Raw genomic sequence first — 14,457 nt, forward strand, 5'->3', positions numbered from 1 at the left:
CATCAAATCTCAATGCAGAAGCATAAAAATTATGATTGTTACAAAATTCACACACTCCCATATAAATCTTATACACCTACAAAAGCGGTATAAATTTTTTTCATCAAATATAGAATGACATCACCGTTTTTTTCCGTATCAGTGGACTCTAGACAAACGCAAAAAAAAGTGTATTATGTCTTTGTTGATTCGGGCTGGAAAATCTCAAGACGAACGTAGCCGCGGCTAAACCGTATAGGAGGTTTTTATGAACAAACACAGCACTATTGAAGAGACTCCGGATGCCTTGAAAAAATTGGAAAAGAACAACCCTCAAAAGTATCGTTCTGTAAGCAAGCACATTGCCGCCATGGTCAAGTCTCTGGATGAACAGGAAAAGAACAGTTCTTCTACTCCCAAAGTGGAAGACGCTCAGGACTAAGTCCTACACCTCTATCTCTTACTCACTCGCAAATAGCAGTTACATATTCCGCAATAATTTAAAGCGTCTGACTAGTTTGAATCAAGCCAGGCGGAAATACTGCTGACAAAATCGCCGGAAATACAATCGATCCAACCTTGGTCTGTCCCCAAGCCTTCCTCATTGGAAGAAGTATCATCAATCATGACGATTTGATGGGGGGCAGACTGGAATCCGGTTAGTATCACAGGCAACGCTTTCTTCCAGTCGTCGCTGACTCCCCTGAAACCGATGAAAGTCGGTACACCGTCGGCAAGAGCAGACGCAATCCTTTCTGGAAATAGTCCCTCTTCCGGGTGGTCTATTGTCAGAATGACAAATGTAAAAAGCCCTGCAGGCAAGTCCATGCGGGGCATTTTTTTGGCCCCGTAACATCTGGCCCAAACCCCGACCCGTTGCAAATCAACTTTCGGATATTCTTTAAGTTTTTCATAAGCCCTATTTAATTCACCGGAACTTAAACTATCAACACAAAGGACCACAAAACCTTTTCCGGAAAGATGCCTTGCAACCTCGGCAAATTCACCTTCGGGGATATCCACTCCGTATCCGGCTAGAACAATGGCCGGATACCGCCCCTTTGCCGCCGGCAAAAACAAATCAGTATCATCATTTTCCTTGCTGTCCGGAATAGCGTCCACGCGCCCTTTAATCGGATATTCGGCAGGTGCTCCCTCCGGCATCCACATAAAACGGTGAATCCAGTGCTCATCACCCGGTAAAAAGACCACTGAACCTTTGACCGGTTCATCTTCATTAAATGAAGGCCCGTAGGTATAAATAAACTCTCCAAACTCGGATTTCTTCAATTTTCTGGTCAAACCGGTCTTGCGATCATGCAGGATCAGCCTGCCATACTCTGAACGCCCGTCTATGATGACAATCTGGCGTCCTGTGAAGGTTTCGTAGTGTCCCCTGAAATCATTCTCCGCAAAGCTATAGGCCGCCAGAGAAGATAAAGAACGCGCTTCAGAGCCCCTCTTAAGGACCATAGTTGAATTTCCGACCGTAACGCCTTTACCCTGCCGTAGCACAATCGCATCAGGATCAGAAGAAGTACCGGTTTCAATATGCGGGTAATTGCGATGTGCGGTTGCGGGCTTCACCACATTTTCAGTTACTTTTTGATCTTGCGCTACACGAACCTTCTCCGGTCTTCCGGCTGAATCTACATGGACTCCAGTCTGTCTGATATCAGAGGAACGAACGGCAGGTTTATTCCTGCTCTTTCTCATTTTTTTGGGAAGTTCGGGATTAAGTATTTTTTTGGAATGAGTGGAAGCCGTAACTGAGGCAGCATCTTCCTTACAAATCTTAGTATCTGATAGCGTAACCAGCTCAACGTCAAATGTATCCTCAGGCTCATAATTTTGCAGTACAAAATCAGCCAGAATAAACACGCTCAAAACGTGTAGCACAATTGACATCAATACAGCCAGATAACGCAAATTCCCTCCACACTCTTAGGTAAGCTCTCTTTAAGCAACACTATTCCTGAATAATTATTTTTTCAACTCCGAAACCATTTTTTTATTTCATTACAAGGCGATACCGATATTATTACTTTTTAACCGGACAAGCACCCAATAGATATAAAAACAATAATTCAATTTTAAGGTTGACACTTACGCAGAATCCAAATAGACACATCTTCACTTGAGTCGGGATGTAGCGCAGCCTGGGAGCGCACTTGAATGGGGTTCAAGGGGTCGGAGGTTCAAATCCTCTCATCCCGACCACAAGAAGGAACCCCGAAAAGCCACTGAGAAATCAGTGGCTTTTTTCTTTTTAGCAGCTGTCCCGTCCTGAAATAGGTTTACACCCAAAGGACCTATTTTATGAAAAAGGAAGAAAGTCAAAGAGTAAGGCGAAGTCAGCGCGATTACACAATGGGCTTTAAATTAGCGGTTGTTGCGATGGTAGAAGAAGGCGAAATGACCTACAAGCAAGCCCAAAAGACATACGGGATTCAAGGCCGCAGCACTGTTTTAGTCTGGCTGAGAAAGCACGGAACCCTTGACTGGAGCAAACCTATGGTACATCTGAAAAGAATGCCAAAATCTAAAGAGACTCCAGCACAAAAGATCAAGCGTCTTGAAAAAGAGCTTCAGGAAGAGAAGATCAAAACTATGCTTCTCAACGAAATGATTGATATTTCTGACAGAGAACTGGGTACTTCCATAAGAAAAAAACTTACCCCCGAGCTGCACGAGGTCTTCAGGAAACAAAGCAAATAAGTTTATCTGCTTGCTGTAGACAGCTCGGGGTGAGTCGGCAATCGATATATCAGGCTGAAAAACGCCATAAGGTACGGGAAAAACAGTTCCAAGAAGTAAAGAAACTTGTTTTGAGTCTGCGGGCCAGAATGCCTCGGCTGGGAACGCGTAAGCTTTATTTTTTATTGCGTGAGAAATTTGTAGCTCGTGGAATCAAGCTTGGACGGGATGCCTTTTTCGCATTATTGCGCAGAGAGCATTTACTGATAAAAACAAGAAAAAATTACACAAAAACTACAAATTCAAAGCATTGGCTCAAAAAACATCCTAATTTATTGAAGGAGTTTAAGCCTCAGTATTCAGAAGAAGTCTTTGTTAGTGATATAACTTACGTAAAAACGTTAAATAAAACATACTATCTATCACTAATTACAGACTCTTTTAGCAGAAAAATTGTAGGTCACAATTTGAGTTCTGATCTTAGTGCCGAAGGGACCGCTAAAGCTTTAGATATGGCTATCAAAAACCGAAAAACGCGAAACAAAACAATCCACCATTCAGATCGTGGATTGCAGTACGCATCGTCCATTTATCAAAACAAGCTCAAGAAAGCCGAAATGGTCCCATCTATGACAGATGGGTATGATTGTTACCAAAATGCGTTAGCTGAACGTATAAATGGAATTTTAAAACAAGAATTTTTGGTGTTTAAATGCACTAGTTTTGATGAGTTAAATTCACTCGTAAAAGAGTCTATTGAAATATATAATTCTGAACGTCCTCATCTTAGTTTGAAAATGAAAACACCGAACCAAATACATAAACAGGGCTGTGGGGGTACCCCCACAGCCCTGTAGTAAACCAATTAACCGTCAATCTATTTTAGGACGGCTCAAGCAATAAAAAAAAAGCCGTGGACGAATCCACGGCTTTTTTAATTTAAAGACATTCCGACCAAGACTTATTCAGGCACTTCCACTCTGCGAACCGCAATCTGATAATTTTCCGGGATTCCGTCTTCAGCCCTATGTAATTTGGGATCAAGCACCAGATAAGCTTCCTGCCCTTCATCAGCACACTTCTTGAGCAGAATATCCTTAGGCTCAATATCAATATCAGTATGAAAAGTAACGACCCTGCGCATGGACACAATCGCCTTGAGCCCTTCGATGCGCGCACCGTCCGGCTTTACCAGTGTCACTTCATCTTTAGCCATTCCGGGTAAAATCATTATATTTTCCTTTTTTTATTAGATATAAGAATTTTTTCATCATAGACCTGTAGGGTGGAAAGTCAAATTGCCGCCTTAAAGGGTATGAAACAATATCAACCATAAAAAAACCCTCGCAACTAACGTTGCAAGGGGCTTTGTAAATTCAAGCTGGCGGAGAGGAGAGGATTCGAACCTCCGATAGCGTTAACTATACACGCTTTCCAGGCGTGCTCCTTAAGCCGGACTCGGACACCTCTCCGCTTGGGAGAATAGTTTCTAGCTAAATAGCCCTTATTTGGCAAGATTATTTACAAAATACATCATATTAAGTTTAAATTAAGGGAGGTTATAAAAATCAGACACCACAATGCCATTAAACATATTGCTGAATGCTACCGGGATTAATTCGGAGATTCTCTTGAAAAAAATCCATCACTGCTCTAATTTAAGCTGAATAAATCAATCAGGTGAAGGCTTAAAAAATGAGTAAATGTTCCTGCAATACCCGCACACTGGATTCATTCTCCGAACGAATCAATATCCTGCATGAAACCGTACATGCAACATCCACAAAGAGTGTTAAACTCTACTGGACGATAAAAACTCTTTTCGTGATCAAAAGCCTTAGCCGGATTGTCATCCACAATTTCTCCAAGGACTGGCATGAAGCTTCCTGCCATATTTCCGCAGATTCCCAATGTGCAGAAGTTCTGCAGAAAGCTGTCCAGCTCAAAGAGAAACTGACCGAAACCCACATACGACTCTGCACCCTGCCATCGCCCTTTGCCCGCTGGGCAGGACGCAGACTCACCGGACCGGTGCTGGACTGGAATGATCTGGTCCTCGACCTCTCACTTGCTTTGGACCCTGAAATCCAGAACTCGCTCAGCGAACTTGAAGAGGTCCTTTAATATGGTTTCTCTTCAGGAAACGAATGCCTACCTGCGCTACGAAAAACATCTGCTCAAAAAATATCCACAAGCCAAACGGGACATAAAACGAGCCAAAAAGAAAATCTTAAAACGCCCCACACGCGGAGTGGTTTATAGGGGCAGCGGCAAAATTGCCTTACGTAAGATCAGGGTATCAATCAGAATTCTCCGTATCTCGCCACGCAAAGGTTTGCGGCTCTTCTACTTTTACTCTGAAAAGAAAAACAAAGCTGTTCCCATCTTTATATTTAAGAAAGGCCGTCCCCAGACTGAGGGTCAGGTCATGAAGCTTTTTAACCGCGCTGTAAATGAGGTTGTAGCAGAGCTGAAGGATGTGCATTAACTTAAAAATCAGCTCATTTGTCCGATGCGCACCTAGCTGTTCTTGATTAACCTTCGCCGTTTACATTTCAAATTGTTTTCCACGCAGGCTGATTTTTCAATCATGCCTGATAATTACCACTGACAAAAACTCAGGAGAAAAAAATGAAAATTCTTTGCCTTCAGGGCAGTGCCCGAAAGAATGGGCATACTGCTAAAATGATTGATTGGGTTGAAGAAGAACTCAAGGAAATGGGCCATGAAGTTGAATCCATCTACCTTAATGATAAGGAAATGAAAGGATGCATAGCTTGCGCCAAGTGTAAAGAAAAACCGGAAGAAATCGGCTGTGTGATAAAAGACGATATCCCTGCAATTCTGGAACAGATAGTAGCTTCCGACGCAGTAGTTTTCGCTTCGCCACTTTACTTCTGGGGCCCATCTGCACAACTTAAAACTGTGATAGACAGGACCTTCAGTCTTTACGTAAACTACCATATGCCCGACCACAGTTCCCTCATTAAGGACCAGCGTCACGGTTTTCTGGTTACCGGCGGAGGGCCATACGAAAACAACGCAGCGGAAACCTTCACCGCATTCTCCAGAATGAAAAAACCGCACATGACCAACCACACTGCAACTCTTTTTCTTGGAGGCTGTAAAAATCCTGAAGACCTCGGGGAAGAAGCAAAACTGCAGGCCGTAGAATTTGCGCGGGAATTGGTTAAATAATAAATTGCGACAGACCGATTAGAAAAAGCCTGGCGTGAGTTTATTCGCGTCAGGCTTTATTGATAAAAAAATTTCCCAGCAAAGAGCATATTTTCTTCCCGCTGGAACTTCCAGCATAACCTTTCAAGTGCTTACCACCTAGAATCAGCCCTTCCGTTCACACACCATAAGTCATTTCAAACACGGAAAACGACATTTCAGTCAAAATATGTAGAATTCAACCTCTTCTTTGTGACAAAAACAGCACATAATTTTTTTCAGCAAAAGGACGGAGGATCTTTACTATGCTATTTTTCTTTGCCTGTGTGGCAGCCCTTATTGTCGGTTATATGATTTACGGTAAATTCGTGGACAATGTGTTCGCGCCGGACGCAAACCGCACCACTCCCGCATACGCCATGCGTGATGATGTCGACTACATGCCCATGCCCATGTGGAAGCTCATGTTCATTCAAGTTCTGGATATTGCCGGAATCGGACCAATTTTCGGCCCCATCCTCGGGGCACTGTACGGTCCAATCGCTCTTCTCTGGATCGTTTTCGGCTGTATCTTTGCCGGCGCTGTACATGACTACTTCAGCGGAATGCTTTCCATCCGTAACAACGGAGCTTCCGTACCTGAACTGGTCGGTGAATACCTCGGTATGACCGCACGTCAGGTAATGCGCGTATTCGCATTTGTTCTGCTTATGCTGGTGGGTGTTGTTTTCGTTCTCGCTCCTGCAAAACTGCTTACAGGACTGACCGGCATCGAAACCGGAATCCTCGTAGCCTGCATCTTCGGATACTACTTCCTCGCTACCATCCTGCCCATCGATAAGCTTATCGGCAGACTCTACCCCTTGTTCGGCGCACTGCTGCTGGTTATGACCATCGCCCTCGCAGTTGCTCTCATGTTCAGCGGCCATGCTATCCTGCCTAACCTCGATTTCGCAGTTAACACCAGCCCCACTGACAAGCCCATCTGGCCTCTGCTCTTCATTACCCTGTCCTGCGGCGCGATCAGCGGCTTCCACGCTACCCAGTCCCCGCTTATGGCACGCTGTGTAAAGAATGAAAAAGAAGGCCGCCCGGTATTTTACGGCGCAATGATCATCGAAGGTATCATCGGCCTGATCTGGTGTACCCTTGGTCTTTCTTTCTACAATTCCCCCGAAGCACTCAACGCAGTTATCGCTGCCGGTTCTCCTTCCGCAGTTGTTTCTGAAGTTGCAAACTCCCTGCTCGGCCCCGTAGGCGGAATCTTCGCTATCATCGCAGTTGTAATCCTGCCCATCACCAGTGGTGATACCGCTTTCCGCTCCACACGTCTCATCGTAGCGGAAACATTCAAAATGGATCAGGGTCCCGCTATCAAGCGCCTGCTGATCGCAGTTCCCCTGTTCGCATTGGGTTATGTTATCTCCACCCAGAACTTCTCCGCAATCTGGAGATACTTCGGTTTCTCCAACCAGTGCCTGTCCATGCTGGTTCTCTGGACCTCAGCAGTTTACCTCGCACAGAAAGCAAAACTGCACTGGATTGCAACCATCCCCGCAACCTTCATGACCGCAGTTGTCGCAACATTCATCTGTCAGGCCAAGATCGGTTTCGGACTGGATATGAACATCTCAATCATGATCGGAATAGCCGCAGCAGTACTGGCATTTGCTCTTTTCATGATTAAATACGCTCGCCCCAAAGCAGCTGTAGAAGTCAACTAACACCTCTCTTCTTAAAGAAGAATCACATACCACACTTAAACTCCCCCGTTTGCATATGCAGACGGGGGAGTTTTTGCTTGGGGTAATAAAAGCCTTTACCCTCACCCCCCGACAACAGCCTCCACCCCGGCAACAATATCAAGCAACTCGCCGGTGATTGAGCCCTGCCGGGAAGTACGGTAATTTGCCTCGAGCACCTCGACATGCTCGATAATATTTTTCTCGGCAACCTGCATGGCCATAAGACGGGAGCTGTTCTCTGCCGCTAAGGATTGAACAATTGCCCCGTATACCGAAATATATAGATATTCTCTGAATAGCCCTGAAAATAAATCCTGAACCGGCACATTGATCATGGGCAACGATTTTCCGTCCCATTCCATCTTTAAACTACGCATATTAAGCGGCAGGATATGCCGGGCCGCAACCCTGCTTCCATCGCTGACATGAAGATTATTAACTATGCTGAACCGATTCATCCCACGCTTGGTTCGCCACTCTTCAAGATTCTGCGTAATCTCATCCACAATAGTATCAACCCCGCGCAGGCTGCCCGGCACACGGAAATTGACGCCGACATCAATTCCTGAATCCTCCAATGCGCCGCGCACCCGCTCCCCGCATGTCCAGCATACAGCTTTTTCTCCAGACTCTTTTAAGCTTTCCACCATCTTAACGGTTTCACTACGTGAGAACTCATTAAACTGCCCGCACATGCCCTGATCGGAACCGATTGCCAAAACTACCGCTACTCCCCCTTTTGGGCTGTAAGGCAGGATTCCGGCATTGCGAAAAAAAACTGTCCAGCCCTGCTCTATTACCTCAGCATATTCGCCGACTCCTTTGGCCGCGGTTTCAAAATGGCGGATATTGACCGCAGCAAGGGCTTTCATAGTCTTGACTACTGAAAGCAGATCAGTCGTAGTAGCAATCTTCTTGCGTATGGCCTCAAGCTGCTGCATCAGCCTCCCTCCATTTACGCATATGTAAAACAACTGATTTTTCAAGTTCATCCCAGATTGCATCATCCGCATCAGCCTGAACAAGTTGATTCATAAGTTCAAAATTATCATCCATACGAGCGAGGAGATAGTCCTGAACTTCTGATATACGTTCCAGCTCGATATCATCAAGCAACCCGAGCGAAACAGTCCAGAGAATTACAATTTGCCGGGCGGCAGTCAGCGGGGAAAAGCGGTTCTGCTTCAGCAGTTCACGCACACGTAGACCATGATCGATTCGGCTTCGTGTATCCTTATCGAGCCTTGTGCCGAATCTTGCGAAAGCCTCCAGCTCTTGAAACTGCGAATAAGTCAGCCGCAGATCACCCGAGACCTTGCGATAGGCCTTTGGCTGTGCGCGTCCACCCACACGAGAAACGGATTTACCCACATCAATTGCCGGCAGCATGCCTTTCTGAAACAATACCGGGGACAGATAAATCTGGCCGTCAGTGATGGAGATGAGATTGGTAGGGATATATGCCGAAATGTTCTGCGCTTCTGTTTCCACTATGGGCAATGCGGTAAGTGTGCCGCCGCCATGTTCCGGTTTCAGCCTTGTAGAGCGCTCCAGCAACCTTGAATGAATGTAGAAAATATCGCCGGGAAAGGCCTCACGTCCGGGGGGGCGACGCATAAGCAGGCTGAGCTGCCTGTATGCCTGAGCGTGCCTTGTCAGATCGTCATAGACGATGAGCACATCCTTGCCCTGCTCCATAAAATATTCTGCCATGCTGGTTGCCGCGTAAGGAGCGACATACTGCATACCTGAGGGGGCATCACCTTCAACGACAACAGCGAAAGTATAATCCATAGCCCCGTGATTACGCAGGGTATCTATTACCCTTGCCACAGAAGCACCACGCTGTCCGATGGCGCAATATACGCAGACAACGTCCCCCTGCTTCTGGTTCAGGATAACATCAAGAGCTATAGAGGTCTTGCCGGTCTGGCGGTCACCGAGGATCAATTCACGCTGCCCTCTGCCGATGGGAATAAGTGTATCAATTACCTTAATACCGCTCGCCATTGGAGTATCGACGGGAGCACGCATCAGAATAGGCGGAGCTTCGGACTCCACTGTGCGGGTTTCATATGTTTCAGGAACCGGCCCACCATCGAGAGGATTACCCAGCGGATCGACAATACGCCCAATAAGATTATCACCGACAGGCACGCTAAGAACTGTTCCGGAAGCAACCGCCTCATCCCCTGACCTAAGGCCCGTATTTGATCCCAACAGAGCAACCCCTATGGAATTTGGCAATAAATCCAAAGCCATTCCTGGTATACCGTTACCCAGCAGAATCAACTCTTCGGAACGAACTGACGTAAGCCCATCCACCTGAGCCACGCCTCGAGCTAAGGATAAAACACGTCCGACTTCGCGCGAATCAGGGGAATACTCCATATTGCGGCGCCCTTTTTCATGGGCGTTTAAGGCTTGATTTATGTTTTTTTCCAAAAAAGACATTCTGCCTCCGCCAGCCCTTCCGGGGACTTGAATCATTTACAAAGCTCTTTGAAGCATTCTCAAATCAATCGAACATAAAATCAGGTGTTCATTTCCGCAAAAATCTTGGTTTCCAGTTCAGCAATATAGGAATTAAGGTTCCATTCCCATTTACGGTCTCCGGCAATTATTTCAACTCCAATACCTAATCCGGCATCGGTTATGAAAACCAGTTCATTTTTAGCAGTGAACACACCTTCAATTAATTGTTTAAGTTTTTGTTCCTGTAAATCAGTATGTTCAAATCCGGTACGAATTAAAATGTCCGAATCTGCACAATCAACATTGCGGGCCTCGTCAGCAATACGCTGCACGAATCCGCTCATGATTAACTGCTCAAAATCACAGCCGGAAAGATCCTGAACTATGCTCGCGGCAGTAGCTGAAACCTCATGGCTCAACTTCGTACGCAAATTAAGAGCGACCAAATCTTTTTCCCGATCCAGTGACGCCAGCCATTCCCGGCGCATGGTTTCAATCTCAGCCAGAGCCGACTCCATGGCCTGTTGCCTCCACCTTTCCGCTTCAACTTGAATTTCCGCCATAACTTCAGCTTCCCTATTCTCAAGGTCTGTACGCATACTGAGTAATTCAGTTTTTACCCTACTTACATCAGCACGGGCCTCACGCAGTTCCCGTGTTTCGTTCTCTACACGCTCCTTTCGTTCCTGCATTGCACCAACAATTGGTTTATAGAGGAAGAACTTAAGCAGCATGATCAGTAAAAAGAAGTTCAGGATCTGGGCAAAGATCGTGAACCAGTCCAAAAGCATGATCAGCCTCCAGCCTTTTCAATAAAATAGGACCAAAACGGATTGGCAAAAAGCAATATCATAGCAAGTACAAAACAATAAATAGCTGTTGATTCAACCATTGCCATCCCCACAAACAGAAACTTAACAATAGTATTGGTCTCGTCCGGCTGCTGGGCAATGGAACTGAGCGCTCTGGACAAAGCCATTCCCTCACCGATGGCCGGGCCTATAGCCCCGATGCCCATGCAAAGCCCTGCCGCAATAATCGACCCGAAAGCAATCCAACCTAGAGTTTCCATGTATCCCCCCGCGGTTATACCGCTCCGGAGCAACCCAGACAAAAAGCCAAGACTCCGGAAGCAGGAATCATTTCATTTACAAACGCAAAGTGCGTCAGCCATCTTGCACTTCCATACCTGCGGCAATAAACACCGCCGCAAGCACAGTAAAAATATAAGCCTGGACCACACCGATCAAAAGTCCCAGCATCTGCATGATCACCGGAACAAACAGTGGCATGATAACCAGCAGAATGGCTCCCATCATCGTACCACTGAGAATATTCCCGAAAAGACGGACGGCCAAAGCAAACGTCCTGCTTATTTCACCAATTACGTTGAAAGGTAGCATGAAAGGCGAAGGTTGCACATAACTTTTAAGGTAATTACGCAAGCCGTTCTGCTTAATCCCATAATAGGGAACAGAAAAAAATACGATCAGGCTAAACGCGGTGGTAGTGGAAAGTGAGCCGGTCGGAGGCTTGAATCCCGGCACTGCGGAAAGCAGGTTCGAGACGAGAATAAATATAAAAAGTGTTCCAAGGAGCGGAAGGAATTTTTCCGGCTGCTGATTTGTTGCGTCCTTAATCTGGGTAAGGAGTCCTCCCACCAAAACTTCCAGCAGATTCTGCTGATCCGAAATCCGCGCCTGTGATGTAACTTTACGGGTTACAAACCATGAAAATCCCGCAAGCAGAGCCATGACCACCCATGTAAAAATGATGGTGGCGTTCAGCTTAAAGAATCCAAAGCTGAGATAGATGATATGGTCCGGGCTTATTTCCATTCAACCCTCTTCATCTTAAAAAACTCCAATATGCCTACACCGCAATGATCTGCCAGCAGATAAGTCCGCAATAAATAAAATCCTAAGAAGGAGGACACAAACGGCAAAGCACCAAAATTCAAAACCTGTGTAAAACCCCAAAGGGTAATTCCGTATCGGCCCAGATAGCTGGACCAGAAAAATAGTTTTGGACGTTCACATCGGGGCAGCGTTCGCACTGTCAGCCACAGTCCTCCGAAATGAATTACGGATAGAAACAGACCGACACAGAACGCGGCGGAGATTATCATAAAACTATTTACGATCATCATTTCCTTCCTGTGATTTTGAATCCTTACACTCCCACTCATCGCGTTCTTTAATGATTTTATTTTTCTCCCGATTCATCCATATTCCGGCACAGAGGCATCCCAAGGCCAATCCGGCTCCGAGCATGGTCATTGTCCAGCTTATTTCAGCAGGCCAGCTGTGATCCATCCATGCGCCCAAAAGGCTTCCCAGCACGGCTGGTAATGCCACCAGCCACCCAACGGCTCCCATTGACCCGAAAGCAGACCACATGCCGACGGTACCTTTCTGACCTGCACGGATTTTGCGCTGTTCTTTCATACGCACTGATTTGCAGAATTCATCGGATTTACGTTCACTCATATGGTCTCCACTTCAATCAAAGTACGCACAAACCCGGCTTCAAGCTTCGCGACCGCACTACGGGCGGACTTATCCGCTTCCGATGCTTCATCCTGCATACGCATAACCTCAATCTCCAATTCCCCCAACTGTCCGGCAACAGCCGCTCTCGAAGAAACACGCACAGCATTCCCTTTCTTGACCAGAGCCCCTCCGTTCAATGCCAGATGATGTTCCTCCCCCTCGACAACATAAGTAAATAAACCCGGCACAAGGGCCGAAGCGATATCTATATGGTTGGGAAGCAGGCAAAAGCCGCCCTGAGTACTTTCAGCCGTAATTTTATCAACTGAAACATCCAGAAACAGACCGGCTGGTACCAAAATCCGAAGCTCCATCAACCAACCTCCTCAATAGAACCGATCATGTAAAAATCCCGCTCTGATGCATCCGGGAATTCATCATTCAGTATCCTTTCACAACCGCGAACCGTATCTTCAAGTGAAACGATCCGGCCATCCATGCCGGTAAAATGCTTGGTTGTATTAAAAGGCTGAGTCATGAACCGCTCCAGTCTGCGCGCCCGGGAAACAATTTTACGGTCCTCGCGGGAAAGCTCTTCAAGACCGAGCATGGCGATAATGTCCTTTAAATCTTCATATTGAGCCAGAGTGCGGCGAACTTCACGGGCAACATCATAATGAAGCTGTCCCACAATAGCGGGCGACAGCATCATGGAACGTGATTCCAGAGGATCAACAGCCGGGTAAAAACCTTCCCCCGCGCGCTTACGGGAAAGAACAACGGAAGATGATAAATGCGAAAATGTATGGGTCGCCGCGGGATCGGTCAGGTCATCGGCAGGCACATATACAGCCTGAATAGATGTAATAGCACCGGTACGGCTTGAAGAAATACGTTCCTGCAATTCCGCAAGATCGGAACCGAGTGTAGGCTGGTAGCCCATGCGTGACGGCAAACGGCCCAGCAGACCGGAAAGCTCCATCCCGGCCTGAATGAAACGGAAAATATTGTCGATCAGTAAAAGGACGTCCTTCTCCAGTTCATCCCGGAAATACTCGGCAATGGTCAGAGCTGTATGCCCGGTGCGGAACCGCGCCCCCGGCGGCTCGTTCATCTGTCCGAAGACCATGACAGTATTATCGAGAACCCCGGCTTCTCCCATCTCACGATAAAGTTCCTCACCCTCACGGCAACGCTCCCCTATCCCGCAAAAAATGCTGGTCCCGCTATGAGCACCCACCATGTTGTTGATAAGCTCGGTTATCAACACGGTCTTTCCAACTCCGGCGCCTCCGAACAGTCCGGCTTTCCCCCCTTTTTCAAGAGGCATAAGCAGGTCGACTACCTTGATCCCGGTGGTAAAGATCTCCTCGGATACAACACGCTGGGAAAGCTTCATGGGCTGATTATGTATGGAGCGGAATTCCAAATCTGCGGGCAGGTCCCTGCCGTCAACCGGTTCGCCGAAAACATTCAGCACCCGGCCCAGCAACTTTTCACCTACCGGAGTGCTCAGCGGCTCTCCATCGCAATAGACAACATCTCCACGGGCCAATCCGCCGGTCGGGGTCATGGCGATGGCGCGCACGGTGGTCATATCAAGATGATCGGCAATCTCCAGCTGCACTGCTTTTTCTCCGCCGGAACTCATAATGGAAAGCAAAGGGGGAATTTCTTCAGCAAAGCGCACATCCACCACACTTCCACGAATCGAAACAACTTCACCGGAATACTTGTAATCCATGCCGTCTCCGCCGCACCCCGAAACAGGATCTGCTAAATATAAATAAAAAAATATTCTTCTATTTATAGAATACGGAAACCAAAAGTTTAGTAAAGCACTTTTCAATCAAGTAAGCCCCTGCTCCTCTAATATTGACTTCCATAAATTT

17 protein-coding genes and 2 tRNA genes are annotated in these 14,457 nt (G+C 46.7%); 7 read left to right on the forward strand and 12 right to left on the reverse strand.

Annotated features, from left to right (window positions below; genetic code table 11):
• Positions 1-247 precede the first annotated feature (247 nt).
• Complete coding sequence (locus tag ACKU35_RS14455) at positions 248-421, forward strand: hypothetical protein (RefSeq protein WP_319760200.1); 174 nt, start codon at positions 248-250, stop codon at positions 419-421.
• Positions 422-492: 71 nt separating this feature from the next.
• On the opposite strand, the gene ACKU35_RS14460 is transcribed toward ACKU35_RS14455, so the two are convergent.
• On the reverse strand, positions 493-1,887 hold the full coding sequence (locus ACKU35_RS14460) for a hypothetical protein (RefSeq protein ID WP_319760202.1): 1,395 nt from the start codon (positions 1,885-1,887) through the stop codon (positions 493-495).
• Between the two features lie 235 nt (positions 1,888-2,122).
• On the opposite strand from ACKU35_RS14460, the gene ACKU35_RS14465 reads away from it, so the two are divergent.
• Together ACKU35_RS14465 and ACKU35_RS14470 are read left to right on the forward strand one after the other, a co-directional pair.
• Positions 2,123-2,199 (forward strand) — tRNA-Pro (locus tag ACKU35_RS14465).
• Between the two features lie 99 nt (positions 2,200-2,298).
• Positions 2,299-3,533 (forward strand): IS3 family transposase gene (locus ACKU35_RS14470; RefSeq protein ID WP_319759405.1). Its coding sequence is split into 2 segments (ribosomal slippage): positions 2,299-2,653 and positions 2,653-3,533, totalling 1,236 coding nucleotides; the frame shifts between segments, so codons are not numbered across the junction.
• A gap of 104 nt (positions 3,534-3,637) precedes the next feature.
• Here the strand turns inward: ACKU35_RS14470 and ACKU35_RS14475 are convergent.
• On the reverse strand, positions 3,638-3,907 hold the full coding sequence (locus ACKU35_RS14475) for a hypothetical protein (protein ID WP_319760204.1): 270 nt from the start codon (positions 3,905-3,907) through the stop codon (positions 3,638-3,640).
• A gap of 151 nt (positions 3,908-4,058) precedes the next feature.
• Positions 4,059-4,148, reverse strand: a tRNA-Ser gene (locus tag ACKU35_RS14480).
• 223 nt (positions 4,149-4,371) lie between these two features.
• On the opposite strand from ACKU35_RS14480, the gene ACKU35_RS14485 reads away from it, so the two are divergent.
• The 4 genes from ACKU35_RS14485 to ACKU35_RS14500 all read left to right on the forward strand — a co-directional run bounded on the left by ACKU35_RS14485 (position 4,372) and on the right by ACKU35_RS14500 (position 7,577).
• Entirely contained in the window at positions 4,372-4,800 is a 429-nt protein-coding gene (locus ACKU35_RS14485; protein ID WP_319760206.1) for a hypothetical protein, read from the forward strand.
• A gap of 1 nt (position 4,801) precedes the next feature.
• Positions 4,802-5,164: a hypothetical protein gene (locus ACKU35_RS14490; protein WP_319760208.1), complete on the forward strand. Its 363-nt coding sequence runs from the start codon at positions 4,802-4,804 to the stop codon at positions 5,162-5,164.
• Positions 5,165-5,307: 143 nt separating this feature from the next.
• Positions 5,308-5,874, forward strand: a complete 567-nt coding sequence (locus ACKU35_RS14495) for a flavodoxin family protein (protein WP_319760210.1) — start codon at positions 5,308-5,310, stop codon at positions 5,872-5,874.
• 284 nt (positions 5,875-6,158) lie between these two features.
• The gene (locus ACKU35_RS14500) at positions 6,159-7,577 is read left to right on the forward strand and encodes a carbon starvation protein A (protein ID WP_319760212.1); all 1,419 of its coding nucleotides are present in this window, start codon (positions 6,159-6,161) and stop codon (positions 7,575-7,577) included.
• Between the two features lie 101 nt (positions 7,578-7,678).
• On the opposite strand, the gene ACKU35_RS14505 is transcribed toward ACKU35_RS14500, so the two are convergent.
• The 9 genes from ACKU35_RS14505 to atpD form a co-directional block, all read right to left on the reverse strand.
• Positions 7,679-8,539, reverse strand: a complete 861-nt coding sequence (locus tag ACKU35_RS14505; protein WP_319760214.1) for a F0F1 ATP synthase subunit gamma — start codon at positions 8,537-8,539, stop codon at positions 7,679-7,681.
• Positions 8,526-10,052: a F0F1 ATP synthase subunit alpha gene (locus ACKU35_RS14510; protein ID WP_319760216.1), complete on the reverse strand. Its 1,527-nt coding sequence runs from the start codon at positions 10,050-10,052 to the stop codon at positions 8,526-8,528. The genes ACKU35_RS14505 and ACKU35_RS14510 overlap by 14 nt, the downstream gene beginning before the upstream one ends.
• A gap of 80 nt (positions 10,053-10,132) precedes the next feature.
• Positions 10,133-10,864, reverse strand: a complete 732-nt coding sequence (locus ACKU35_RS14515) for an ATPase (RefSeq protein WP_319760217.1) — start codon at positions 10,862-10,864, stop codon at positions 10,133-10,135.
• A 2-nt stretch (positions 10,865-10,866) separates the two neighbouring features.
• On the reverse strand, positions 10,867-11,145 hold the full coding sequence (locus ACKU35_RS14520) for a F0F1 ATP synthase subunit C (protein ID WP_136675197.1): 279 nt from the start codon (positions 11,143-11,145) through the stop codon (positions 10,867-10,869).
• 94 nt (positions 11,146-11,239) lie between these two features.
• Positions 11,240-11,911: a F0F1 ATP synthase subunit A gene (locus ACKU35_RS14525; protein ID WP_319760221.1), complete on the reverse strand. Its 672-nt coding sequence runs from the start codon at positions 11,909-11,911 to the stop codon at positions 11,240-11,242.
• Positions 11,902-12,261, reverse strand: coding sequence for an ATP synthase subunit I (locus ACKU35_RS14530; RefSeq protein ID WP_319760223.1), 360 nt, complete (start codon positions 12,259-12,261; stop codon positions 11,902-11,904). Before ACKU35_RS14530 ends, ACKU35_RS14525 begins: the two co-directional genes overlap by 10 nt.
• On the reverse strand, positions 12,206-12,562 hold the full coding sequence (locus tag ACKU35_RS14535; protein ID WP_319760225.1) for an AtpZ/AtpI family protein: 357 nt from the start codon (positions 12,560-12,562) through the stop codon (positions 12,206-12,208). Before ACKU35_RS14535 ends, ACKU35_RS14530 begins: the two co-directional genes overlap by 56 nt.
• Positions 12,559-12,939: a F0F1 ATP synthase subunit epsilon gene (locus tag ACKU35_RS14540; RefSeq protein ID WP_319760226.1), complete on the reverse strand. Its 381-nt coding sequence runs from the start codon at positions 12,937-12,939 to the stop codon at positions 12,559-12,561. The genes ACKU35_RS14535 and ACKU35_RS14540 overlap by 4 nt, the downstream gene beginning before the upstream one ends.
• Positions 12,939-14,309, reverse strand: a complete 1,371-nt coding sequence (atpD, locus tag ACKU35_RS14545; protein ID WP_319760228.1) for a F0F1 ATP synthase subunit beta — start codon at positions 14,307-14,309, stop codon at positions 12,939-12,941. Before atpD ends, ACKU35_RS14540 begins: the two co-directional genes overlap by 1 nt.
• Between the last annotated feature and the right edge of the window lie 148 nt (positions 14,310-14,457).

Source organism: Maridesulfovibrio sp. (assembly GCF_963676065.1).
Taxonomy (GTDB): domain Bacteria; phylum Desulfobacterota; class Desulfovibrionia; order Desulfovibrionales; family Desulfovibrionaceae; genus Maridesulfovibrio.

Bases quoted from the DNA above. Each gene is read 5' to 3' on its own strand.
- ACKU35_RS14455 (WP_319760200.1), top strand. From the start codon at position 248: ATGAACAAACACAGCACTATTGAAGAGACTCCGGATGCCTTGAAAAAA.
- ACKU35_RS14460 (WP_319760202.1), bottom strand. From the start codon at position 1,887: ATGTCAATTGTGCTACACGTTTTGAGCGTGTTTATTCTGGCTGATTTT.
- ACKU35_RS14475 (WP_319760204.1), bottom strand. From the start codon at position 3,907: ATGATTTTACCCGGAATGGCTAAAGATGAAGTGACACTGGTAAAGCCG.
- ACKU35_RS14485 (WP_319760206.1), top strand. From the start codon at position 4,372: ATGAGTAAATGTTCCTGCAATACCCGCACACTGGATTCATTCTCCGAA.
- ACKU35_RS14490 (WP_319760208.1), top strand. From the start codon at position 4,802: ATGGTTTCTCTTCAGGAAACGAATGCCTACCTGCGCTACGAAAAACAT.
- ACKU35_RS14495 (WP_319760210.1), top strand. From the start codon at position 5,308: ATGAAAATTCTTTGCCTTCAGGGCAGTGCCCGAAAGAATGGGCATACT.
- ACKU35_RS14500 (WP_319760212.1), top strand. From the start codon at position 6,159: ATGCTATTTTTCTTTGCCTGTGTGGCAGCCCTTATTGTCGGTTATATG.
- ACKU35_RS14505 (WP_319760214.1), bottom strand. From the start codon at position 8,539: ATGCAGCAGCTTGAGGCCATACGCAAGAAGATTGCTACTACGACTGAT.
- ACKU35_RS14510 (WP_319760216.1), bottom strand. From the start codon at position 10,052: ATGTCTTTTTTGGAAAAAAACATAAATCAAGCCTTAAACGCCCATGAA.
- ACKU35_RS14515 (WP_319760217.1), bottom strand. From the start codon at position 10,864: ATGCTTTTGGACTGGTTCACGATCTTTGCCCAGATCCTGAACTTCTTT.
- ACKU35_RS14520 (WP_136675197.1), bottom strand. From the start codon at position 11,145: ATGGAAACTCTAGGTTGGATTGCTTTCGGGTCGATTATTGCGGCAGGG.
- ACKU35_RS14525 (WP_319760221.1), bottom strand. From the start codon at position 11,911: ATGGAAATAAGCCCGGACCATATCATCTATCTCAGCTTTGGATTCTTT.
- ACKU35_RS14530 (WP_319760223.1), bottom strand. From the start codon at position 12,261: ATGAGTGGGAGTGTAAGGATTCAAAATCACAGGAAGGAAATGATGATC.
- ACKU35_RS14535 (WP_319760225.1), bottom strand. From the start codon at position 12,562: ATGAGTGAACGTAAATCCGATGAATTCTGCAAATCAGTGCGTATGAAA.
- ACKU35_RS14540 (WP_319760226.1), bottom strand. From the start codon at position 12,939: ATGGAGCTTCGGATTTTGGTACCAGCCGGTCTGTTTCTGGATGTTTCA.
- atpD (WP_319760228.1), bottom strand. From the start codon at position 14,309: ATGGATTACAAGTATTCCGGTGAAGTTGTTTCGATTCGTGGAAGTGTG.